Source organism: Roseicella frigidaeris (assembly GCF_003258945.1).
In the GTDB taxonomy this organism is placed as follows: Bacteria; Pseudomonadota; Alphaproteobacteria; order Acetobacterales; family Acetobacteraceae; genus Paracraurococcus; species Paracraurococcus frigidaeris.
In genome coordinates, this window is record NZ_QLIX01000029.1 from 1 (window position 1) to 22586 (window position 22586).

Annotated in this window: 21 protein-coding genes; 10 read left to right on the forward strand and 11 right to left on the reverse strand. The window is 72.7% G+C overall.

Annotation, left to right across the window (positions count from 1 at the left end; translation table 11 throughout):
* Positions 1-163: 163 nt before the first annotated feature.
* Positions 164-862, forward strand: coding sequence for a cysteate racemase (cuyB, locus tag DOO78_RS23195; RefSeq protein WP_111472271.1), 699 nt, complete (start codon positions 164-166; stop codon positions 860-862).
* Between the two features lie 129 nt (positions 863-991).
* Here the strand turns inward: cuyB and DOO78_RS23200 are convergent, their stop codons facing one another.
* A complete protein-coding gene (locus DOO78_RS23200) occupies positions 992-1240 on the reverse strand; it encodes a hypothetical protein (RefSeq protein WP_111472272.1) in 249 nt (82 codons plus the stop codon).
* Between the two features lie 118 nt (positions 1241-1358).
* Positions 1359-2429 carry a tartrate dehydrogenase gene (locus DOO78_RS23205; RefSeq protein WP_111472273.1) on the reverse strand — a complete coding sequence of 357 codons (1071 nt, stop codon included), beginning with the start codon at positions 2427-2429 and terminating at the stop codon, positions 1359-1361.
* Positions 2430-2666: 237 nt separating this feature from the next.
* Between DOO78_RS23205 and DOO78_RS23210 the strand changes: the two genes are divergently transcribed.
* Positions 2667-3644 (forward strand): phosphoribosylaminoimidazolesuccinocarboxamide synthase, encoded by a 978-nt coding sequence (locus tag DOO78_RS23210; RefSeq protein WP_111472274.1) that lies wholly within the window; start codon positions 2667-2669, stop codon positions 3642-3644.
* Positions 3645-3774: 130 nt separating this feature from the next.
* Here DOO78_RS23210 and DOO78_RS23215 read toward each other — a convergent pair whose 3' ends face one another.
* Positions 3775-4668: a protein-methionine-sulfoxide reductase heme-binding subunit MsrQ gene (locus DOO78_RS23215; RefSeq protein WP_111472275.1), complete on the reverse strand. Its 894-nt coding sequence runs from the start codon at positions 4666-4668 to the stop codon at positions 3775-3777.
* 47 nt (positions 4669-4715) lie between these two features.
* Positions 4716-5663, reverse strand: coding sequence for a mitochondrial fission ELM1 family protein (locus tag DOO78_RS23220; protein ID WP_111472276.1), 948 nt, complete (start codon positions 5661-5663; stop codon positions 4716-4718).
* Positions 5664-5720: 57 nt separating this feature from the next.
* Here DOO78_RS23220 and DOO78_RS23225 point away from each other — a divergent pair, with 57 nt between their 5' ends.
* The 3 genes from DOO78_RS23225 (at position 5721) to DOO78_RS23235 (ending at position 8765) form a co-directional block, all read left to right on the forward strand.
* Positions 5721-6458: an orotate phosphoribosyltransferase gene (locus DOO78_RS23225; RefSeq protein WP_111472313.1), complete on the forward strand. Its 738-nt coding sequence runs from the start codon at positions 5721-5723 to the stop codon at positions 6456-6458.
* A 13-nt stretch (positions 6459-6471) separates the two neighbouring features.
* Positions 6472-8208: a peptide ABC transporter substrate-binding protein gene (locus tag DOO78_RS23230; RefSeq protein ID WP_111472277.1), complete on the forward strand. Its 1737-nt coding sequence runs from the start codon at positions 6472-6474 to the stop codon at positions 8206-8208.
* 164 nt (positions 8209-8372) lie between these two features.
* Positions 8373-8765 carry a hypothetical protein gene (locus DOO78_RS23235; protein WP_111472278.1) on the forward strand — a complete coding sequence of 131 codons (393 nt, stop codon included), beginning with the start codon at positions 8373-8375 and terminating at the stop codon, positions 8763-8765.
* A gap of 65 nt (positions 8766-8830) precedes the next feature.
* Here DOO78_RS23235 and DOO78_RS23240 read toward each other — a convergent pair whose 3' ends face one another.
* Positions 8831-10393, reverse strand: coding sequence for a PhoX family protein (locus DOO78_RS23240; protein ID WP_165839053.1), 1563 nt, complete (start codon positions 10391-10393; stop codon positions 8831-8833).
* Positions 10394-10719: 326 nt separating this feature from the next.
* Here DOO78_RS23240 and DOO78_RS23245 point away from each other — a divergent pair, with 326 nt between their 5' ends.
* Both DOO78_RS23245 and DOO78_RS23250 read left to right on the forward strand, forming a co-directional pair.
* On the forward strand, positions 10720-12129 hold the full coding sequence (locus DOO78_RS23245; RefSeq protein ID WP_111472280.1) for an aspartate aminotransferase family protein: 1410 nt from the start codon (positions 10720-10722) through the stop codon (positions 12127-12129).
* A gap of 148 nt (positions 12130-12277) precedes the next feature.
* Positions 12278-13507: an O-antigen ligase family protein gene (locus DOO78_RS23250; RefSeq protein WP_111472281.1), complete on the forward strand. Its 1230-nt coding sequence runs from the start codon at positions 12278-12280 to the stop codon at positions 13505-13507.
* A 34-nt stretch (positions 13508-13541) separates the two neighbouring features.
* On the opposite strand, the gene DOO78_RS23255 is transcribed toward DOO78_RS23250, so the two are convergent.
* On the reverse strand, positions 13542-14465 hold the full coding sequence (locus DOO78_RS23255; RefSeq protein ID WP_111472282.1) for a polyprenyl synthetase family protein: 924 nt from the start codon (positions 14463-14465) through the stop codon (positions 13542-13544).
* A 108-nt stretch (positions 14466-14573) separates the two neighbouring features.
* Between DOO78_RS23255 and DOO78_RS23260 the strand changes: the two genes are divergently transcribed.
* Positions 14574-14786: a putative signal transducing protein gene (locus DOO78_RS23260; protein ID WP_111472283.1), complete on the forward strand. Its 213-nt coding sequence runs from the start codon at positions 14574-14576 to the stop codon at positions 14784-14786.
* Positions 14783-15541, forward strand: a complete 759-nt coding sequence (locus DOO78_RS23265; RefSeq protein WP_111472284.1) for a tRNA1(Val) (adenine(37)-N6)-methyltransferase — start codon at positions 14783-14785, stop codon at positions 15539-15541. The genes DOO78_RS23260 and DOO78_RS23265 overlap by 4 nt, the downstream gene beginning before the upstream one ends.
* 156 nt (positions 15542-15697) lie before the next feature.
* On the opposite strand, the gene DOO78_RS23270 is transcribed toward DOO78_RS23265, so the two are convergent.
* The 3 genes from DOO78_RS23270 to DOO78_RS23280 form a co-directional block, all read right to left on the reverse strand.
* Positions 15698-15979: a hypothetical protein gene (locus tag DOO78_RS23270; RefSeq protein ID WP_111472285.1), complete on the reverse strand. Its 282-nt coding sequence runs from the start codon at positions 15977-15979 to the stop codon at positions 15698-15700.
* A gap of 88 nt (positions 15980-16067) precedes the next feature.
* Positions 16068-16757, reverse strand: coding sequence for an SCO family protein (locus DOO78_RS23275; protein ID WP_111472286.1), 690 nt, complete (start codon positions 16755-16757; stop codon positions 16068-16070).
* Positions 16758-16893: 136 nt separating this feature from the next.
* Positions 16894-17934: a ribonucleotide-diphosphate reductase subunit beta gene (locus DOO78_RS23280; RefSeq protein WP_111472287.1), complete on the reverse strand. Its 1041-nt coding sequence runs from the start codon at positions 17932-17934 to the stop codon at positions 16894-16896.
* A 792-nt stretch (positions 17935-18726) separates the two neighbouring features.
* Between DOO78_RS23280 and DOO78_RS23285 the strand changes: the two genes are divergently transcribed.
* Entirely contained in the window at positions 18727-20625 is a 1899-nt protein-coding gene (locus DOO78_RS23285; protein WP_111472288.1) for a ribonucleoside-diphosphate reductase subunit alpha, read from the forward strand.
* A 213-nt stretch (positions 20626-20838) separates the two neighbouring features.
* Here the strand turns inward: DOO78_RS23285 and DOO78_RS23290 are convergent, their stop codons facing one another.
* Both DOO78_RS23290 and DOO78_RS23295 read right to left on the reverse strand, forming a co-directional pair.
* Positions 20839-21105, reverse strand: a complete 267-nt coding sequence (locus DOO78_RS23290) for a hypothetical protein (protein WP_111472289.1) — start codon at positions 21103-21105, stop codon at positions 20839-20841.
* A gap of 107 nt (positions 21106-21212) precedes the next feature.
* Positions 21213-22511 carry an ArgE/DapE family deacylase gene (locus DOO78_RS23295; protein WP_111472290.1) on the reverse strand — a complete coding sequence of 433 codons (1299 nt, stop codon included), beginning with the start codon at positions 22509-22511 and terminating at the stop codon, positions 21213-21215.
* Positions 22512-22586: the final 75 nt, after the last annotated feature.

Consider the following 22586-nt stretch of genomic DNA (forward strand, 5'->3'; position numbering starts at 1 on the left):
ACTCCAGGTCCCCCGGGTCACCCGGGAGACCGTAGGTTGAGGGACGGCAGGTGGGCCAAAATTCGCCAGCACGCCTGGGCCAACATTCAGTAGCAAAGCCAGGGGAGTCCACCTGATCGGGATCTGCTCTAATTTGCCCCCGGTCCGGCGAGGGGATGCAGGCGTGGTGGAGAGGGTGCTCGGCGTGCTGGGCGGCATGGGGCCGCTGGCGAGCGCGCAATTCATGGTCCGGCTGACGCTGCTCACCCCGGCCGGGCGGGACCAGGACCATCTGCCCGCCATCCTCTGGTCCGATCCGCGGGTGCCGGACCGCACCGCGGCCCGGCTCGGCAGCGGGGAGGATCCACTGCCGGCCCTGCTGCGCGGCATCCGCGGCCTGGAGGCGGCCGGCTGCGGCGCCATCGCCATCCCCTGCAACACCGCGCATGGCTGGTTCGGGCCGATGCAGGCGGCGACCCGGCTGCCGATCCTGCACATCGTCGAGGCGGCGGCGGCGGAGCTGCGCCGGCTCGGCGTGGCGCCGGGGCGGATCGGCCTCATGGGCACCGCCGCCACCCTGGCGATGCGGCTCTACCAGGATCGCCTGGGCGCGGGCGGCTGGGACTGCCTCACCCCCTCGGCCGAGGCGATGCAGCGCCTGGTCACGCCCGGCATCGCGCTGGTGAAGGCGAACCGCGTCGCCGAGGCGCATGCGCCGCTGGCCGAGGCGGCGCGCGACCTCGCCCGGCAAGGGGCGCGGGCGGTGGTGCTGGGCTGCACGGAGATCCCGCTCGGCATCGCCGCAGGGCCGGCGCTGCCCTTTCCGGTCGTCGACACGATCGACGCCCTGGCGCGGGCAGCAATCGGCTGGGCGCGGGGATGACAGGCCAGGGGTAGGCGGGGGTGGGTGGGCAGGGCCTGCCCCGAGGCGACGCTCCCCCCTCTCGGCGACAGGGGACGGGCCGGGGCCGGCGGGCTCCGGCGTCAGGCCGGAGCGGGGGTCAGGGAAGGGTCAGTCGCAGTCGCAGCCCGGCGTCGGCCCGGCATCGCCGCGGACGATGTGATGGTCGATCCATTCGGCCACCAGCCGCCGCGCCTCCTGCATCGAGGCTTCGGGATGGTGCACGCGATAGAGCATGGTGCAGGTGCGGAAGGCCGAGAGATCATCGGCTCCCGTTTCCCGCAGCTCGCGGTAAGCCGTCACCACCGCGCGCTCGCAGCGGCGAAGGATGGCTCCGACGGGCAACACGACCTGACCCATTCCCCAGACCCTCCGGCTGCGAGCTAGTTGAGAATCATTCGCAACCACACCCAATCCTAACGACACTTGAACAGGGGTTCAAGTTTCCCTCCCGCTCAGATTTGCTCCAGCGCCGCCGTCAGGCGCGGCTGACCGCCTCCGCCAGCGCCTTGCCGACATCGACGGTGCCGGCATTCCCGCCCATGTCGCGGGTGCGCGGCCCACCCTCGGCGAGATGCCGCTCGATCGCCTTCACGATCGCGTCCGCCGCGGCCTTCTCGCCGAGATGCTCCAGCATCATGGCGCCGGACCAGATCTGGCCGATCGGGTTGCAGATCCACTTGCCCGCGATGTCCGGGGCCGAGCCGTGCACCGGCTCGAACATCGAGGGGAAGGCCTTCTCCGGATTGATGTTCGCGCTCGGCGCGATGCCGATGGAGCCGGCCACCGCGGGGCCGAGATCGGAGAGGATGTCGCCGAACAGGTTGGAGCCGACGACCACGTCGAACCAATCGGGGTGCTGCACGAAATGCGCGCAGAGGATGTCGATATGGAACTGGTCGGTGGTGACATCCGGGTAGTTCTTCGCCATCGCCGCGAAGCGCTCGTCCCAATAGGGCATGGTGAAGGTGATGCCGTTCGACTTGGTGGCGCTGGTCACTTTCTTGCGCGGCCGGGTCATCGCCAGCTCGAAGGCGTAGCGCAGCACCCGGTCGGTGCCGGTGCGGGTGAGCACGCTCTGCTGCGAGACGAATTCCCGCTCCGTCCCCTCGAACATGCGGCCGCCGACCGAGCTGTACTCGCCCTCGGTGTTCTCGCGCACCACGTAGAAGTCGATGTCCTCGGGCCCGCGGTTGGCGAGCGGCGTCCGGGCGCCCGGCATCAGCTTGCAGGGGCGGAGGTTCACATACTGGTCGAAGCCGCGGCGGATCGGGATCAGCAGGCCCCAGAGCGAGACATGGTCCGGCACCCCCGGCCAGCCGACCGCGCCGAGGAAGATCGAGTCGCTCTCCCGCAGCCGGTCGAGCCCGTCCTCCGGCATCATCCGGCCGGTCTTCGCATAGATGTCGCAGGACCAGTCGTAATCCGTCAGCGCCAGCTCGAAGCCGAAGCGCCGGGCCGCGGCGTCCAGCACGCGCAGCCCCTCGGGCGTCGTCTCCTTGCCGATGCCGTCGCCGGGGATAACGGCGATGCGGTATTTGCGCGCCATGGGCGGGTCCTCCGATCAGCGGCCGCACCCTGACGAGGGCAGGACGCCGCGGCAAGCCCCGCGCGCGCCGGGCCCGAGGGCGGAGCCGGGGCTCCGCCCCCTTGCCCGCCCCCTTTCCCATCCCCCTGGCCGCCCCCCCTCGCCGTCCCCCTGGCCGCCCCGCGGCGATCTGCTAAAGCCCGCGGACGGCCAGGGCCTCGACCGGGCCTCGCGCCGCGCCGCAGGGGAGCCTCCCGCATGACCGTCACCGCCGCCGACCTTGCCCCCTATGCCGGTTTCGTCCTGCGCGACGCGGCGATCCCCGAGCTGCCGAACCACTACCGCGGCAAGGTGCGGGAGAATTACGACCTGCCGGACGGGCGGCGCATCATCATCGCCACCGACCGGCTCTCCGCCTTCGACCGCATCCTCACCGCCGTGCCGCTGAAGGGGCAGGTGCTGACCCAGTTCGCCCGCTTCTGGTTCGAGCGCACGGCCGATCTCTGCCCCAACCACGTGATCGAGTACCCCGATCCCAACGTGCTGGTCGGGCAGCGCCTGAGCATCATGCCGGTCGAGGTGGTGGTGCGGGACTACCTGGCCGGCACCACCTCCACCTCCATCCTGTCGATGTACAAGGCGGGACGGCGGGAGATGTACGGCCACCGCTTCCCGGACGGGCTGCGGCCAAACCAGAAGCTGCCGCAGACCATCCTGACGCCGACCAGCAAGGCCTTCGATGCCGGGCATGACGAGGAGCTGAGCCCGGCGCAGATCCTGGACCAGGGGCTGCTGACCAGGGCGCAGTGGGAGGAGGTCTCGGCGCTGGCCCTCGCCCTCTTCGCCCGCGGGCGGGAGCTGGCGGCGCAGCGCGGGCTGATCCTGGCCGACACCAAATACGAGTTCGGCTTCGACGCCGAGGGCCGCATCCTGCTCGCCGACGAGATCCACACGCCGGATTCCAGCCGCTACTGGTTCGCCGGCAGCTACCCGGCGCGCTTCGCCGCCGGCGAGGCGCCGCAGAGCTTCGACAAGGATTTCGTCCGCAGCTGGGTGGTGGCGCGCTGCGACCCCTACAAGGACGCGGTCCCGGCCATTCCGGCCGAGGTCAATCTCGAGGCGGCGCGGCTCTATATCGAGGCCTTCGAGACGGTGACCGGCGAACCCTTCCCGCTGCCCGATCCCGGCCAGCCGGTGCTGGAGCGCATCCGAGCCAATCTCGCGGCGTATTTCTAGAGCGCCGATCGAAACCGTCGCTGCCCGTTGCCCTGCCGCGGCTTCGCCGCGGCAGGCTGTGACGCCCCCTGGGCCGGTGGGGGACTCACGGGGCCCCCGCAACGCCGCGAAGCGGTTTTGCGGGGTGCTCTCAGGCTCGCGCCGGCACCCGCCGCCGCGGCCGCCACCGCCAGAGCAGCGCCACGGCCGGCACCGCCAGCGCCGCCACCCCGGCCCAGACCGCCGGCCGCAGCCCGAAGGCCACATCGAGATTGGCCAGCAGGATCCGCTGCGCCGGCAGCTTGGTCGCCAGCGCGTACCAGGCATATTCCAGCGCCGCCGCGGCGAGGGCGGTGAGCGGCGCCAGCGCCAGCAGCGCCGGGACGCGGCTCTGCCAGGGCCGTGGCAGCACCCGCCAGAGCAGCAGCCAGGCGAGCAGCCCGCCGGCCAGCACCGCCTCCCAGACCACGGATTTCGACTGCATGTAGAAATGCAGCACGCCGAGCCCGGCGATCGGGAAGATCAGCGCGTGCAGCCGCTTCCAGCGCGGCCCGAGGGCGCGGATCCAGCCATCGGTCGAGGTCCAGCCGAGCGCCGCGAGGCCGAGCAGCGCCACGAAGCCGATGGTCAGGTAGATGCGCAGCGCGATCTCGGAGACCACCTTCCCGAGGTCGAAATTCTCCTGCCCGACATAGAGGAGGAGATGCAGCCCGGCATAGGCCAGCACCGTCAGGCCGCAGAGCCGGCGCAGCGCCAGCAGCCGCGGCTCGGCCAGGATGCGGCCGAGCGGCGTCACCGCGAGCGTCAGCAGCAGCAGCCGGATGGTCCAGAGGCCGATCTCCTTCAGCGCCGCCTTCCAGGGCTCCGGCCCGAGCTGGCCGAGCAGCGCCTCCCCCGCCACCCAGGCGGCCGGCGCCAGCAGCAGGGCGAAGACCAGGGCGCGGAGAGCGGAGAACCGCCCCGCCCGGTCCTGCCAGGGCCAGGTGAAGGGCCGGGGGCGGCCCGCCGGCAGGGGAAAGGCGGTGCGGAGGATGGCCTGCAGCATGGGCTGGATTTCGCCCCGGCCGCGCGGCCGGTAACCCCCCTCCCCCGTCACGCCCAGCCGCGCGCCCGGATCGCCGCCGCGACGCGCCCCGGCTCGTCGAGCGGCGCGCGCGCGAAGGGCGCCGGCGCCGCCGCCAGCATCCGCGCCTGGCCGGCCGCGACCAGGCTCGCCGCCAGCCGCTCGTGCCGCGGCCCGAGCCCGCCGGGATCGGCGATGAAGAGCGGCGCCGCCGTCGCCATCGCCTCCGACAGCATGGAGACGCTGTCGCCGGTGACGACGATGGAATCGGCCCAGGCGAGGAAGCCGGCATAGGGGTTGGCGCCCGCCGCGCCCCAGCGATGCAGGCGGTGCGGCACCGGGGCGAGGGCGGCCGCCAGCGCCTCGGTCGCCGGCGCCCCGGTGCGGCGGCTGGCGGTGGCGAGCACGCTGCCGGCGAAGCCCGCGACCCGCGCCCCGAGCGCGGCCGCGACATCGGGCGCCATGCCCTCGCCGCGCACCGGCCCGCCGAGCAGCAGCGCGACGCGCGGCGAGGGCAGCGCCGCCAGCGCCCGCCATTCCTCCCGCGCCGCCGCCAGCCGGTCCGGGCTCATCCGGTGGCAGGCGCCGAGGATGGGCAGGATGGTCGGGCGATCGGGCGGCGCGTCGTGCCGGCCGAGCACCAGCAGGTCGAACTCCGCCGCGCCGAAGCCCGGCCGCATGCAGTGCACCAGCCGCGCCCCGCGCCGGCCGAGCCAGCGTGCCACCGGCGCCGAACGCCGCCCGGCCGAGAGAACCAGCCGCGGCCAAGGGGGATGGATGGCGCCGCCCGCCCCGGCGGCGAGGCCGGCCAGGCTCGGCCAGGGCCAGGGCAGCCGGGCGAGCGGCCCCCAGGCGAGCGGGACGGCGCGGAACGGCACGCCCAGCCGCTCCGCGATGCCGAGCGGCTGCGCCGCCGTCCCGGCGCGCGGATCGGCCAGCACCCAGATCGCCTCCCCCGCCGCGGCGCCCTCGGTCATGGACGCCGCAGCGGCCGGAGGTTACGAGGGGGCACGACGCGGTTCGGGATGGGCGCCATGGCCATGCAACACGCTTCCGACTGGGACAGGGACGCCGCGCTGACGACGGCGCGGCTCCTGCTCGAGATCAAGGCGGTGAATTTCCGCCCGGAAGAGCCCTACACCTTCACGAGCGGCTGGAAGAGCCCCGTCTATATCGACTGCCGCAAGATCATCTACTTCCCGCGCGCCCGCACCCGCATCTGCGACCTCGGCGTCGAGAAGATCGGCCGGCATGTCGGCTACGAGACCATCGAGGTGGTGGCGGGCGGCGAGACCGCCGGCATCCCCTTCGCCGCCTGGATCGCCGAGCGCATGGCGACGCCCATGGCCTATGTGCGCAAGAAGCCGAAGGGCTTCGGCCGCGGCGCGCAGATCGAGGGCGACGTGCCGGAGGGCAAGAACACCCTCCTGGTCGAGGACCTCACCACGGATGGCGGCTCGAAGATCCGCTTCGCCCAGGCGCTGCGCGACGCCGGCGCGATCTGCGACCACACCTTCGTCGTCTTCTATTACGGCGTCTTCCCCGGCAGCTTCGAGACGATGAAGGGCATGGGGCTGAACCTGCACCATCTCTGCACCTGGTGGGACGTGCTCGAGGTCTGCCGCGAGCGCCCCTATTTCGCCGAGAGCGCGCTGAAGCAGGTGCGGAAATTCCTCGAGGACCCGGTCGCCTGGTCGAAGGCGCATGGCGGCATCGGCTCGGTCGAGGAGGCGCGGGCGATGCGCGACGGCGCGGGGAAGGCGGCGGACTAGGCGCGCGGCCCGCATGGCGCCCCCCAAGGCGCTTCCTGGGGCGGCCCCGGCCGGGCTGCGCCGCCGCGCCGCCGCCGCGGCCACCCTCGCCCTCCTCGCCGGCGGCGCGCCCGCCCTCGCCCAGGGCCAAAGTCAGGGCCAGGGCCAGAGCCAGGGCGCGCGCGACACGCTCACCATCGGCATCACCCAGTATCCGAGCACCTTCCACCCGAATATCGAGAACATGGCCGCCAAGGCCTATGTGCTCGGCTTCGTCCGCCGCCCCGTCACCGTCTACGGCGCCGACTGGCAGCTCGCCTGCATGCTCTGCGAGACGCTGCCGACGCTCGAGAACGGCCTCGCCGCGCGCGAGGTGACGCCGGAGGGCAAGCCCGGCCTCCGCCTCACCCTCCGCCTGCGCGAGGATGCGCGCTGGGGCGACGGCCGGCCGGTCTCGGCCGAGGATCTCCGCTTCGCCTGGGAGGCCGGGCGCAATCCCGAGACCGGCTTCGGCCCGGCCGAGTTCTACCGCTCGGCCTATGCGCTCGATGTCGAGGATGCGCGCAGCGTCACGCTGCATTTCGATCGGGTGACCTTCGACTTCGCCTCGCTCGGCGACTTCCAGCCGCTGCCGAGCCATATCGAGCGCGAACGCTGGGCGCAGGACCCGAAGGGCTATCGCAGCCGCACCGCCTACGACACCGAGCCGACCAATCCGGGCCTCTGGTCCGGTCCCTACCGGATCGTGGGCGTGCAGCCCGGGGCCGGCGTCACGCTCGAGCGCAACCCCGCCTGGCAGGGCCCGGCGCCGGCCTTCCGCCGCATCCAGATCCGCACCGTCGAGAACACCGCGGCGCTGGAGGCGCAGCTCCTCGCCGGGCAGGTCGACATGATCGCGGGCGAGCTCGGCCTGCCGGTCGAGCAGGCGGCGGCGCTGGAGCGGCGCACCGGCCAGCGCTTCCGGTTCCTCTACAAGCCCGGCCTCATCTACGAGCATGTCGATCTCCGGCTCGACAACCCGATCCTCGCCGACCGCCGGGTGCGCCAGGCGCTGCTGCTGGCGATCGACCGGGTGCAGATCGTGGCCCGCCTCTTCGAGGGGCGGCAGACCGTGGCGCAGGGCAGCGTCAACCCGCTCGACCCGATGCACAGCCCGGACGGGCCGGACTGGCCCTTCGACCCGGCCCGCGCCGCCGCCCTGCTGGAGGCGGCGGGCTGGATGCGCGGCGGCGACGGCCTCCGCCGCAACGCCGCCGGCGAGAAGCTCTCGATCGAGCTGATGACCACCGCCGGCAACCGCGCCCGCGAGGCGGTGGAGCAGGTGCTGCAGGGCATGTGGCGCCAGGCCGGGATCGAGACGCGCATCCGGAACGAGCCGCCGCGGGTGCTGTTCGGCGAGACCCTGTCCAAGCGCCGCTTCCAGGGCGCGGCGCTCTATGCCTGGATCAGCGCGCCGGAGAGCGTGCCGCGCAGCAACCTGCATTCCGAGGAGATCCCGACCGAGGCGCGGAACTGGTCGGGCCAGAACTACCCCGGCTACCGCAACCCGGAGATGGACGCGCTGCTGGAGGCGATCCCGCAGGAGCTGGACCGGGAGCGGCGCCGCGCCCTCTGGGCCCGGCTGCAGGCGATCTATGCCGAGGACCTGCCGGCGCTGCCGCTCTGGTTCCGCTCGGACGCGCATGTGCTGCCGCCCTGGCTCGACAACCTGCAGCCGACCGGGCACCTCAATCCCAGCTCGCTCTGGGTGGAGCAGTGGCGGCTGCGCTGACGGTGCCGGCCCGAGCCTCCAAGGCCCGGCCCCCGAGGCCCCACCCCTCCCCAGACCCGGGCCCGTGATCGCGACGCGGACCGGGCGGCGTTCCCTCCCGGCCGCAATCCGCTGTAGGGTGGCCCCGATTCCGGGCGTTCCGCGCCCGGCCCATGGAGTGAGACATGCCCACGGCCGAGTCGAAGCATCCCTATCTCGACCTGTTCGCCTTCGCGCTGGTGCCGAAGATGAAGCTCGGCCCCGATCATTCGAAGGACCCGCCGGAGCCGCACCTGCTGCCGCTGGACAAGGCCTCGCCGGAGGCGCGGCAGGTGCTCGAGCTGCTGCTCGGCGCCGATCACGACATCCGCGACGACCATGACAGCGCCGCGGGCATCAACCTCTCCCTCGCCGAGACCAAGATCCGCCTCGCCGCCAGCCATGGCGACGCCGCGCCGGCGCTGGCCACCGCGCTCGAGCGCATCGCCCTGGCGCGGCAGGAGCTGGCGCGGCACGACACCCGCCGCGCCTGCGCCGCGCTCGCGGACGCCATCCGCGCGGTGACGGCGAAGGGCTAAGGCCCCCCGCCTCCGGGCGGGCGGGAGCCGATGCGGCTCCCGCGACGCGCTTGCGGGGGGACTCCCTACCCCCCGACCGGCCCGCCGCCGTTGCGGACCAGCCCGATCAGCGTGCTGCGCGGCGGCAGCCCGGCCTGGAATTCCGGCCAGCGCGTCGCCGGGCGCTCGAAGCTGGTGCCCGGCTCCGCCCCGGGATGCCGCACCGCGCTGAACAGCACCTCGCCATCCGGCGTCAGCGCCGCGCCGCCGATCGCCCCGGCCCGCGGCGCCCCGTAGAGCGGCAGGGGCACGCCGCGGCGCGGCCCATCGAGGTCGCAGCCGAACAGCCCATCCGCCTGCGCGCCGACCCGGCCGCCGCGATCCGTGCCGATCCAGGCGCGGCCGCGGCCATCCACCGTCACCGTCGCCGGATTCTCCAGCCAGGCGCTGCCCGGCGGCAGCCCGGCCTGGCCGTAGCGCGTCTCCGGCCCGCGCGGGTCGCCGGCGGCGAAGAGCAGCGCCGCCCGGGCGCCCTCGGCGCCATCGTCGCCGCCGCTCGCGGTGAGCTCGATCACATGGCCCGCCGGCCGCGACGGGCCGCCGTGGCAGGCGAGCAGCAGCCGTGGCCCGGACGGATCGAGGCCGAGGCCGGCCGGCATGTCGAGCGGGCTGCCGCCCGCCGGCCCGGCGGCGGCGACGGGGTCGGACCCGGCCGGCAGCGGCATCCAGGTGACCCGCTCCCCCTCCATGCGCGCCACCGAGAGGCGGCCGGCATCGAGCGCGTCCTCGGCGGTCGCCGTCCCGGCCGAGACGAAGCGGAAGAGGAAGCCGCCGGCCCGGCGATCGGTCAGGTAGACCACCGCATGCCCGTCGCGCGAGAGCGTCGCCGCCACGTCGCCATGCGCGAAGCGGCCGAGCGCGGTGCGCTTCACCGGCAGGGATTGCGGGTCGAAGGGGTTCAGCTCCACCACCCAGCCATAGCCGGCGGGCGGCATCTGGGCGGGGTCGGCGCCGAGCCGCGCCAGCCAGGGCGCCGGATCGCCCTCGGCCAGCAGCAGCGTGCCCCAGGGGGTGACGCAGCCGCCCTGGAGGCCGAGCACGCCGCGCACGCTGCCCTGGCCCCCCGGCCCCTGCCCGAAGGGGCCGGAGAGGCGGCAGAGCGTCGCGGCGGTGAGGCGCCGGCTCTGGAAGCCGCCATCCACCACCACCCAGCGGCCGCGCCGCTCCAGGTTGAGCAGCGAGGCGCCCTGCATCATCGCCGCCGCGGCCGGCTGGTCGCGGCCGCCGGGGAAGGCGAAGCCGGGCTGCACGGTCGGGTGCACCACGGCGAGCACGGCGCGCGGGATGCCGTCGGCCGCCTGCTGCGTCGGCGCCGCGACGCCGGCCAGCCGCGCATCCCAGCCGAATTGCGCCGCCGCGCCCTCCGGATCGGGGCGCAGCGGGGCCCAGGGCGGCGCGTCGAAGGTCACGCGGTCGCCCCAGCGGACCAGCGCGTCGCGGCGATAGCCGCGGGCGATGCTGTCATCCTGCTTCACCGGCAGCGGCATCGGCGCGAGGTCGCTGCCGCGGCCGGGCGCCCGGGCCGGCTGCCCCCGGGCCAGGGACGGCGCCGCGAGCAGCGCCGCCAGCGCGCTGCGGCGGGCGATCATGCCCGGCGCTCCGGATGCAAGGCGGCCTGCGGCCTCGGCGCTGCCATGGCTGGATCCCGTCTCCCGTCGCGGTGGGGCGGACCTTGGCACCCGCTGCCGGCCGGCGTCCATCCGCCGGGGCGGCACATGCGCGTGCGGGGGCAGCGCCAAGGCGACCGGCAGCCGGGCGATCGGCAGCCAGGCGATCGGCGCCGATTCACGCCTCCGGGCGTTTCCGCCCTGCGGCGATCGGCAGCCATGCCATCAGAGCCGATTCACGCCTCCGGGCGTTTCCGCCCTGCGGCGATCGGTTCTAGACTGCCCCATCCCGGAGAGAAGGCGCAGCCATGACCCCGCCCCGCAATTCGACCGCCGCCCGCGACATCGCCTATGCGCTGCATCCCTACACGGACCACAAGGCGCATCTGAAGGACGGGCCGCTGGTGATCAGCCGCGGCAAGGGCGTGCGCGTCTATGACGAGCAGGGCAAGGAGTACATCGAGACCGTCGCCGGCCTCTGGTGCGCCAGCCTCGGCTTCGACAACGAGCGGCTGGTCGAGGCGGCGGCGGCGCAGATGCGCAAGCTGCCCTTCTACCACGCCTTCACCTCGAAATCGCACGAGCCGCTGGTCGACCTGTCGGAGATGCTGATCGAGCGCGCGCCCCCCTCCGCCGACGGGGCGCCGATGAGCAAGGTGTTCTTCGCCAATTCCGGATCCGAGGCGAACGACAGCGCCATCAAGATGATCTGGTACATGAACAACGCGCTCGGCCGGCCGGAGAAGAAGAAGATCATCGCCCGGCTGCGCGGCTATCATGGCATCACCCTCGCCGCCGCCTCGCTCACCGGCCTGCCGGCGAACCACAAGCTGTTCGACCTGCCGCTGCCGGGCTTCCACCACGTCTCGACGCCGCACCACTACCACAACGCCCAGCCGGGCGAGTCCGAGGAGGCGTTCGCCACCCGCCTCGCCGAGGAGCTGGAGCAGAAGATCCTCGCCGAGGGGCCCGAGACCGTCGCCGCCTTCTGGGCCGAGCCGATCATGGGCGCGGGCGGCGTGGTCGTGCCGCCGGCCACCTACTTCCCGAAGATCCAGGCGGTGCTGAAGAAGCACGACGTGCTCTTCGTGGCCGACGAGGTGATCTGCGGCTTCTGGCGCACCGGCAATTACTGGGGCTGCCAGACCCTCGGCATCCAGCCGGACATCCTGGTCTGCGCCAAGGCGCTCTCCGCCTCCTACCTGCCGATCTCGGCGGTGATCGTGAGCGAGAAGGTCTTCCAGGGCATCGCCGAGGGCTCCTCCTCCATCGGCACCTGGGGCCATGGCTTCACCTATTCCGGCCATCCGGTGCCGGCCGCGGTCGCCATCGAGACGCTGAAGATCTACGACGAGACGGATATCGGCGGCCATGTGAAGCGCGTCGGCGCGCATATGCAGGCGGCGCTGCGCGAGCGCTTCGGCGACCATCCGCTGGTCGGCGAGCTGCGCGGCACCGGGCTGATCGCCGGCATGGAGCTGGTGGCCGACAAGGCGAAGAAGGTCAATTTCGACCCGGCGAAGAAGGTCGGCGGCCGGCTGAGCAAGCTCGGCGAGAAGCACGGCCTGATCATGCGGGCGATGGTCAATGACAGCCTCGGCTTCTCGCCGCCGCTGATCATCACCGAGGCCGAGGTGGACGAGATGCTCGACCGCCTCGGCACGGCGCTCGACGAGCTGATGGTCGAGCTGCGCCGCGAGAGCATCGCCGTCGTCTGAGTCCGGGCGGGGGCGGCCGCGCGCCGCCCCGCCGCGACCGGCGCTCCTTCTGACCTGCCGCTGGCCGCCGTCCCGCCCCGGGGCGGCGGGCCCGGGGGGGATTCGCCGGGATCCTCGCCAAGGCGCGCCGCGGCCCTGGGATTCCCCCATGCCACCCTCCCCTGCCGCGGCGCCGCGCCGCGCCGATCCCAGCCTGCCGCTCGCCCTCGCGCTGGCCATCGCCCCGGCCGCGGGCGTGCTGCAATCGAAGGCCCTGGCGCCGATCGCCGTCATCGGCCTGCTGCTGACCGTGCTCGCCGATCGGCGGCGGCATGGCGCCCTGCGCTGGACATGGGGCCCGGCGAGCGGCGTCGCCCTCGGCCTCTTCGCCTGGGCGGCGGTGACGGCGCTCTGGGCGCCCGAGCCCTGGCGGGCGCTCGGCACCGCCCTGCAGATCGGCGGCTTCGCCGCGCTCGGCATCGCCGCCGCGCAGGCCGTGGCGGCGGAGACGGAGCCGGCGAAGCGCCGGCTGATGCGCCTCGCCGCCCTCGGCCTCGTCGCCGGCATCGCCCTCGCCGCGCTCGACGCCGCCACCGGCCATGCGGTGCGGGCGGCGGTGCGCGGGCTGCGGGAGGCGCCGGTGACGCTCGGCTTCGGCCTCAAGCCCGCCGCCTCGGCCATGGGGCTCTGGCTGCCGCTGGTCGCCGCCACCGCCTGGCCCCGGGCCTGGCGGGCGCTGCTCCTGCTGGCGGGCGCCGTGGTGCTGGTGCTGCTGCCGGGCGAGGCGGCCAAGCTCGCGGTGCTGGCGGGCGGCCTCGCCGGCGGCGCCGCCTGGCTGGCGCCCCGTCTGGCGCCGCGGCTGACCGGCGCCGTCCTGGCGCTCGCCATCCTCGCCATGCCGGCGCTGCTCGGGCCGGTGCTGGCGCGCGGCGTGCCGGCGGACGGCATCCCGCCCTCGGCGGCGCACCGGCTGCTGATCTGGGATTTCGTCACCGCCCGCATCGCCGAGCGGCCCCTCCTCGGCTGGGGCATGGAGGCGAGCCGGGCCATCCCCGGCCACCGCGACCATGCCAGCCCGGCGGTGCTGGAGCGCTTTCGCCTGACCGGGCCCGGCGCCGCGCTCTGGCTGCCGACCGCCGAGCTGCTGCCGCTGCATCCGCACAACGGCGCGCTGCAACTCTGGCTGGAGCTCGGCCTGCCCGGGGCGCTGCTCGGCGCGGCGCTGGCGCTGCTGCTCGGCCGCGCCGCCGCCCGCTCGGCGCGCCCCGCCCTGGCGACGGCGGTGCTGGCGGCGGCGAGCGTCACCGCGATGCTGAGCTTCGGCGCCTGGCAGGAATGGTGGGTGGGGGCGGAGCTGATGGCGCTCGCCGCGGCGGCGGGGCTGCCGCGGCAGGGCTGAGCCGCCCGCGCGCAGCCCGTTCAGCGCGGCGGGATCAGCGGGCCCGGGCGATGCAGAAATCGACGATGCCGGCGAGCGCGCGGCGCTCCGGCCCGTCGGGGAAGATGGCCAGCGCCGCCAGCGCCGCCTCGCCATAGCGGCGCGCCCGCTCGACGGTGTCGCGCAGCGCCTGGTGGTGCTCGATCAGCCGCTGCGCCTCGGCCAGGTCGTCCGGCCCCTGCTCGCGCTCCTCGAGGGTGCGGCGCCAGAATTCCCGCTCCGCGGCCGTGCCGCGCTGGAAGGCCAGCAGCACCGGCAGGGTGATCTTGCCCTCGCGGAAATCATCGCCGACCGTCTTGCCGAGGCGCGCCTGCTCGGCCGCGTAGTCGAGCGCGTCGTCGACGAGCTGGAAGGCGGTGCCGAGGGCGCGGCCATAGGTCTCGAGCGCCGCCTCCTCGGCCGCCGGGCGGTCGGCCACCACGGCGCCGATGCGGGTGGCGGCGGCGAAGAGGGCGGCGGTCTTGCCCTCGATCACCTGCAGGTACTGCGCTTCCGTGGTGGTGGTGTCGTTCTGGGTGACGAGCTGCAACACCTCGCCCTCGGCGATGGTGGCCGAGGCGGCGGAGAGGATCGCCAGCACCCGCAGCGAGCCGTCCTGCACCATCAGCTCGAAGGCGCGGGCGAAGAGGAAGTCGCCGACCAGCACGGAGGGCTTGTTGCCGAAGAGCGCATTGGCGCTGGCCTGGCCGCGGCGCAGCGCGCTCTCGTCCACCACGTCGTCATGCAGCAGCGTCGCGGTGTGGATGAACTCGACGCAGGCGGCGAGCGCCACCTGCCGCTCGCCGCNCACCGGGCTGTGCATGCGCGCGACGATGAGCCGGTTGCAGGCTTCGAGTTCGGCGCCGACGAGCGCGGTCAGCGCCGTCAGCGCATCCTCGCCGCCGGACGCGGTCGTCATCATCGGCGACATATCCGCCATCGCGCCCGCTTCCGCGTCCACTTCACTTGACCTGTCTCTCGGGGGCGGCACCATAACGACGCTCCCAGGTGGCGGCAAGCGCAGGGAAAACAAGGGTTTCGCACGGAAATGCGTGTCGTCGCGGAGAGCACGGACCCCGTGCGCGTGAGTTTCCTGATGGCGCTGCTGCGGGATGCCGGCATCGCCTGCGTCCTGCTGGATGCGCATATCAGCGCCATCGAGGGCGGGATCGGCGCCTTTCCGCGCCGGGTGGCGGTGGCGGCCGAGGATCTGGAGCGGGCCCGGCGGGTGCTGCGCGAGGCCGGCGAGGCCCCCGCGTGAGCGGGGCGGCGGGCGCGGCGGGCTTCACCGAGGACAGGCTGCTCGGCGGCCGGGTGCGGCTGCGCCAGCCCCGCGACGGGCTGCGGGCCGGGCTGGATGCGGTGCTGCTGGCCGCCGGGGTGCCGGCCCGGCCGGGGGAGCGGGTGCTGGAGGCGGGCTGCGGCAGCGGCGCCGGCTTCCTTTGCCTCGCCGCGCGGGTGCCCGGCCTCCGCATCCTCGCCCTGGAGCGGGACCCGGCGCTCGCCGCCCTCGCCCGGGAGAACGCCGCCGCCAACGGGCTGGCGGCGCAGGTGGAGGTGATCGAGGGCGATGTGCGCGACCTCGCCCTGGCGGCCCGGCTGCCGGGCTGCGCCCATGCCTTCGCCAACCCGCCCTACTGGCCCGGCGGCACCGCCCCGCCCACGGCGCTGCGCCGCGCCGCGACACATGAGGAGGCGGCGCTGGCCGATTGGGCGCGCTTCCTCGCCGCGCCGCTGGCCCGGCGCGGCAGCCTGAGCCTGATCCTGCCCGCGGCGCGGCTCGAGGCCGGCATGGCGGCCCTGGCGACGGCCGGCTGCGGCGGGGCGCGGCTGCTGCCCTTCTGGCCGCGCGCCGGGATGCCGGCGAAGCGGGTGCTGCTGCAGGCGCGGCGCGGCAGCCGCGGCCCGGCACGACTCGAACCGGGGGTGGTGCTGCACACGGCCGGCGGCTTCACCGCCGCGGCGGAGTCGATCCTGCGCGCGGGCGAGGCGCTGCCCGGGCAGGGCGCGGGGTGAGCGGGCCGCCGCGGCGCCGGGCCTCATGCCCGGCGCATGGCGATCCGACCCGCGGCCCGCAAGGCCGAGCGCCCGAACGGGCGCCGCGTCCCTTCTGGCGCGCCTGTCGGCGCGACGCCGCGCAGGCCCAGGCAAACCGGAGGGTTGCGCCCGGTCTCAGCTCTCCTGGGTTTCCGGATGGCGCAGGTACCAGAGCCGCTCATGCGCCGCGACCAGGCTCTCCATGTTGCGGCGGCGGTTGGTGTCCGGCGAGGCGGGGCGCCGGGTCAGCATCATCTCGAGGATGCGCAGCAGCTGTTCCGCCACCTCGTAGTCCGACTGGTCGCAGGCGTGATGGAAGGCGATCAGGATCTTGTCGGACAGGCGGCGGCTGTGCCGCGGCGCCGCGCCGCGCCCGCCATCGCGTGCGCCGTCCTGGTCCGAAGCCTCGTCCGCCATAATCCCTCATCTCCAAGCCTGGCATCGCAGGGCCAGGGTGTCCGGTTGGTGCCACAGGCCGCCAATAAACCCATCAAGCCAGGGGCCTTCAACCCTGGGCTGGACGACCGGCGCCGATCTGGGCGGCGATGCCGGCCGCGATGTCCTCCGGGCGCGTCTCCGGCCGATACAGGGCGCGCACCTTGGCGTCCGGCCCGACGAGGTAGAGGAAGCTCGAATGGTCCATCAGGTAGTCGGTCATGTCGGGCCGCTGGACCTTGGCATAGTACACGCGATAGCGCCGCGCGACCTCGGCGACCTGCTCGGGCGTGCCCGTCAGCCCCTGCAGCCGCGGGTGGAAGCGGGCGACATAATCGGCGAGCGCGGCGGGCGTGTCACGCTGCGGATCGACCGAGATGAAGACCGGCGTCACCTTCGCCGCCGCCGGGCCCAGCGCGTCGATGACGGTGGCCATGGTGCCGAGCTCGGTCGGGCAGACATCGGGACAGTAGGTATAGCCGAAATAGACCAGCATCCAGCCGCCGGCATAGTCGCGTTCCGTCACCGCGCGGCCGGCCTGGTCGGTGAGGCTGAAGGGACCGCCGAGCGAGAGCCCCTGCGCGAGCTGCACGCCGCCCGCCGAGGGCAGGCCGGTCTGCCCGCCGAAGAGCGTGGTGAAGGCGGCCGGCAGGGCCTCCGCCATGCTCTGCCCCGGCGCGCGCAGCACCCAGGCGATGGCCCAGACGCCGCCCAGCAGCAGGACGAGGACGAGGGCGGAGAGGCGGATGATCCTCAGCATGCCGGCCTCTCTAGAGCAGATCCCGATCAGGTGGAATCACCTGATCGGGTGAAGATGCTCTGAAAACAAAAGGCTAGGACCTCCTTGAATCCGGCGGAACCACCCGGACGGGTGGCCCCGTCGCGGCGGGCGCGCCTCAGCGCGCCGACGCATCCTCCGCCGCCCAGTGCTCGCCGATGCTCGGCGCCCAGACCTCCTCCCAGGAGCCCGCGGTGCTGGCCCGCGAGTATTCGGTCGCGCGGTTCTCGAAGAAATTGGTGTGCTCGATCGCGTTCAGCATCTCGTCGAGCCAGGGCAGCGGGTTCTTCTCGATGGCGTAGTGCGGGTCGAGGCCGAGTTGCTGCAGGCGGCGGTCGGCGATGAAGCGGATGTAGCGCTTGGTCTGCTCCGCATCGAGCCCCTCGACGCCGCCGAGCTCGAAGGCGAGGTCGATGAAGGCGTCCTCGTGCTCGACGATAGTGGTGCAGATCTCGACGACCTCGCGCTTGAGCTGCTCGGTCCAGATCTCCGGATTCTCCTGCACGAAGGTGCGGAAGAGGCGGATGATGGAAAGGCAGTGCAGCGTCTCGTCCCGCACCGACCAGGAGACGATCTGGCCCATCCCCTTCATCTTGTTGAAGCGGGGGAAGTTCATCAGGATGGCGAAGGAGGCGAAGAGCTGCAGCCCCTCGGTGAAGGCGCCGAAGGCGGCCAGCGTCTTGGCGATCTCGGTCTTGTTGGCGACCGAGAAGTTCTGCATGTAGTCGAACTTGTCCTTCATCTCCTTGTATTTGAGGAAGGCGGTGTACTCCACCTCCGGCATGCCCACCGTGTCGAGCAGGTGGGAATAGGCGGCGATGTGGATGGTCTCGATGTTGCTGAAGGCCGACAGCATCATGAGCACTTCCGTCGGCTTGAACACCTGCGAGTAGTGCTTCATGTAGCAGTTGTTCACCTCGACATCCGCCTGGGTGAAGAAGCGGAAGATCTGCGTCAGCAGGTTCCGCTCGGCGGCGCTGAGGTTCCTCTGCCAGTCCTTCACGTCGTCGGCGAGCGGCACCTCCTCGGGCAGCCAGTGCACGCGCTGCTGCGTCAGCCAGGCGTCATAGGCCCAGGGGTAGCGGAAGGGCTTGTAGACGGGATTGGCGGTGAGCAGGTCGAAGCGGGGCTGGGGGCCGGTGGGAAGGCCGTCGGGCATGGGGGTTTCCGCTCGTCTCGTGCTGTCGGGTGGAGGACGGGGCGATCCGGGGATCGTCCCGCCACGGGGAGGCCGGGCGCGGGATCGCCCGGGCCGGTGGCCGGATGCGACTCATCGATGCGACTCACCGGCGGCTGGCGTCACTATGCGATCCGCCCGCCGGCGGGACAAGGACGCTCTGCCGGCGAGGCCTGCCCTGCCCCACAACATCTAGGGTCTGTGTCCGGTTCGTCACACCACAGCTTGTTGTCCGAGGCTTGTTGTCCGGGGCTCGTTGTCCGGCGCGAGTCGGGCCGCCTCGGGCAGGCGCGCGGCGCCGTTCCGGACGGCCGCGGCACGGCGGATCGCGGGCAGGCGGAATCGCCTCGCCGCCTGCATCGGCCCCGCCGGCGACGGTGCGGGAGATGCCGCGGGCCCGACCGGAGTCCGGCCTAATATCGGCATGGCGCCATGTTGTGATCGATGTCCCCGGGACCGGCGACGCCGACGCGCCGTGACGGGAGGGCGGCGCGCGCCGGAGCCGGCGGGCCGCGCCGCCGCGCCGCCGACGACTCGCCATGCCGCCGGCCGCGCGGCCCGATCCGCACGGCGCGTCCCGCCGCACGACCCTGCCCTCGCCCGCCGTGGAAAGCCTTGACTGCGGCCTGGAAGTCGCGGCCTCATGCGCGAACGAACAGCGAACATCGGCCTGGGGCCTGGATTTTCGCGGCATCGATCTGCTTGCAACCTGCCACTCGATATGGTGTTAGGATGCATCACCGGCTCCAATATCTTGTGTGAGGATCCCCCGACATGCATGCTCCCGTCCGCAAGGCCGAAGGAGACGTGACCGTGTTCGATGCGGTGCAGTTGGCGGGTCACCACCAGGTCCAGGTCGAGCGTTCGCGCGACGCGCTGCTGACGGATTTCGGCAAGGCGACCCTCGACGACCGCTACCTGCTGCCGGGCGAGAGCTATCAGGACCTGTTCGCGCGCGTCGCCAGCGCCTTCGGCGACGACGCGGCGCATGCGCAGCGGATCTACGACTACATCTCGCGGCTCTGGTTCATGCCGGCGACGCCGGTGCTCTCCAACGGCGGCACCACGCGCGGCCTGCCGATCTCCTGCTTCCTGAACGAGGCCTCCGACAGCCTCGACGGCATCGTCGGCCTGTGGAACGAGAATGTCTGGCTCGCCGCCAAGGGCGGCGGCATCGGCAGCTACTGGGGCAACCTGCGCGGCATCGGCGAGAAGGTCGGGCGCAACGGCAAGACCTCGGGCGTCGTCCCCTTCATCCGGGTGATGGACAGCCTGACCCTCGCCATCTCCCAGGGCTCGCTGCGGCGCGGTTCGGCCGCCTGCTACCTGCCGGTGAACCACCCGGAGATCGAGGAGTTCATCGAGATCCGCCGGCCGACCGGCGGCGACCCGAACCGCAAGGCGCTGAACCTGCATCACGGCATCCTGGTGCCGGATGCCTTCATGCGCGCGGTCGAGGCGGATGAGGAATGGCCGCTGGCCAGCCCGAAGGATGGCGCCATCGTGCGCAAGGTCTCGGCCCGCGCCCTCTGGATCCGCATCCTGACGGCGCGGATCGAGACCGGCGAGCCCTATCTGGTCTTCGCCGACCAGGTGAACCGGGCACGGCCGGAGCACCACAAGCTGGCCGGGCTGGAGGTGAAGACCTCCAACCTCTGCTCCGAGATCACCCTGCCGACCGGCATCGACCAGCATGGCCGGGACCGCACCGCGGTCTGCTGCCTCTCCTCGCTCAACCTCGAGACCTGGTTCGAGTGGAAGGACAACCCGCGCTTCATCCCGGACGTGATGCGCTTCCTCGACAACGTGCTGCAGGAGTTCATCGACACCGCGCCGGATTCCATGGCCAAGGCGAAGTACTCGGCGATGCGCGAGCGCAGCGTCGGCCTCGGCGTCATGGGCTTCCACAGCTTCCTGCAGGCGCTGAACGTGCCCTTCGAGAGCGTGGTGGCGAAGGTCTGGAACAAGCGGATGTTCAAGCACATCCGCGAGCAGGCCGACCTCGCCAGCCGGCAGCTCGCCGAGGAGCGCGGGCCCTGCCCGGATGCCGCCGAATACGGCTTCATGGAGCGCTTCTCGAACAAGATGGCGATCGCGCCGACCGCCAGCATCTCCATCATCTGCGGCGGCGCCTCGCCGGGCATCGAGCCGATCGCGGCCAATGTCTACAACCACAAGACGCTCTCGGGCAGCTACATCGTCCGCAACCCCTATCTGCGGAAGGTGCTGGCGAAGCATGGCCGCGACGACGAGGAGACCTGGACCAGCGTCACCGTCAACAAGGGCAGCGTGCAGCACCTCGATTTCCTGAGCGAGCAGGAGAAGGCGACCTTCAAGACCGCCTTCGAGCTCGACCAGCGCTGGGTGGTCGAGCATGCCGCCGACCGCACGCCCTTCGTCTGCCAGAGTCAGTCGGTGAACCTCTTCCTCCCGGCCAGCGTGCACAAGAAGGACCTGCACCAGATCCACTGGATGGCCTGGAAGCGTGGCGTGAAGTCGCTCTACTACTGCCGCAGCCTCTCCATCCAGCGCGCCGACACGATCAGCGAGAAGGTGGTGCCGAACCTGCTGAGCGTCGCCCTGCTGAACGACGTGGCGGCGGTGCAGGTGGGCACGGATACGACGACCGCGACGGCGAGCGCGAATTACGAGGAATGCCTGGCCTGCCAATGAGGCGGCGGGGCTTCGCCGCGCCCGCCAGGCCGGCGGCGCGGCGCCTGACAAACCGTTGTTTGATCGCGTGAGTCACGCTTTTCGGTGAGTCCACCTCAAGCGATCACGCTCCAGACCACGATCCACTCACGCCGGTTCGCGGACCATGGTCTGGCTTGTTGTTTGATCGCGTGATTCACGCTTTTCGGTGAGTTCACCCCAAGCGATCACGCTCTAGCCGGGATTGTTGCGCGCCTTGGTCGGCTTGCGGCCGCAGCCGGCCGTGCCGGCGACGCAGCGCGGCTTCGCCGGCGCCTCGGTCTTGTCCATCTGACGGGTCCAGCCCCGCACCTCGGCCCAGATATCGCCCGGCTCGGTCTGCAACGGTCCCATGCCAGGCCCCACCGGCCCGGCATTCGGCCGGGCGGCGGCGCCGGCACGCGGCGCGTCCTGGGCCCCGGCCAGGCCCGGCAGCAGCAGCAGCAGGGCAAGGGCCGCCACCCGGCCGCATCCGGGCCGGGCCGCAGGCGGGCGGGATGCGCGCATGAGCTCTCTCCTCGAGGTCGGCGGGCGCTCTTTGTCAGGAATGCCCGGCCCCTGGCAAGGCGTCATCCCCCGGAAGCGGCGAGCGGTCGGGTGCCGCACCAATCGGCGATGAAGGCGGCGATGGAAAGCGTCGTCTTCTTGAGCTGCTCGAGGTTGGTGCGCTCGTCGAAGGCATGCGCCCCCTCCCCCTTCGGCCCGTAGCAGAGGCCGGGGATGCCGAAATACCGGCCGTAGAAGCGGGTGTCGTTCACCGCCGTGCTGACCCGCGCCTCCATGGCCCGGCCGAAGACCTGCTCATGCGCCGCCGCCAGCACCGCCTCCGCCTCGCTGCCCGGCTCCAGCACGTAGCCATCGGCGAGGAAGCCATGCCATTCGACGACAGGCGGGTTGTTGGCGAGGAAATTGTCGCCCTTGGCCGCGGCGGCGATGCAACGCTCCACCCCGGCCTGGGCCTCCGCCACCTCGGTGCCCGGCAGCAGGCCGATGCGGCAATCCACCTCGCACCAGGCTGGCGTCGAGCTCGCCCAGTCGCCGCCGCGGATGATGCCCGGGTTGAATTTCAGCGGCGACTCGATGGCGGCGTACCAGGGGTCGGCCTTCGCCGCCTCGTTCTGCGCGGCGGTATGCGCCTGCAGTGCCTGGATCAGGTGGTAGGCGGAGAGGATGGCGTTGGTGCCGACCTGCGCCTCCATCACATGCACCGGCACCCCGCGCACCTTGATGCGGAACCAGAGCGTGCCGGTATGGGCGCGGGTGATGGTGCCGCCGGTCGGCTCGGTGATCAGCGCCGCCTCGGCCCGGTAGCCGCGCACCAGGGTGGAGAGGGCGCCGTTGCCGGTGCTCTCCTCCTCCGTCACCGTCTGCACATGCACGTCGGCGGCGGGGGCGAGGCCGGCCGCCTTCAGCGCGTCCATGGCGAAGACCATGGCGGCGACGCCCGACTTCATGTCATGCGCGCCGCGGCCATACATCCAGCCGTCGCGGATCGTCGCGCCATAGGGCGGGTAGGTCCACATCTCGGCCGGGCCTTCCGGCACCACGTCGATATGCCCCTGCAGGATCAGGCTGCGGCCGGTCGGGTTCGCGGCGCGGTGCGTCGCCACCACCTGCACCGAATTCTGCGGCCCGACATCGACCATCGGGCTCGCCTTGGGGTGGGCCGGCAGCGGCACCTCGGCCAGGGTGTAGCGATCGACGCCATAGCCGCGCGCCGCCATCTGGCGCGCCATCCAGTCCTGCAGCGGCGCCTCGTTGCCGCGGGTGCTCGGGAAGCGGACGAGATCGGCGAGGAAGGCGACCTCCTTGTCGAAATTCGCCTCCACCGCCTCGGCGAGGCGGGCGAGCAGGGCGGCGTCGGGCATGCGGGATCCTTCCTTGCCTTTGCAGACCAGGGCCTTGCAGACCGGATGCCGGCGGCGCCGTGGCCGCGACCGGTC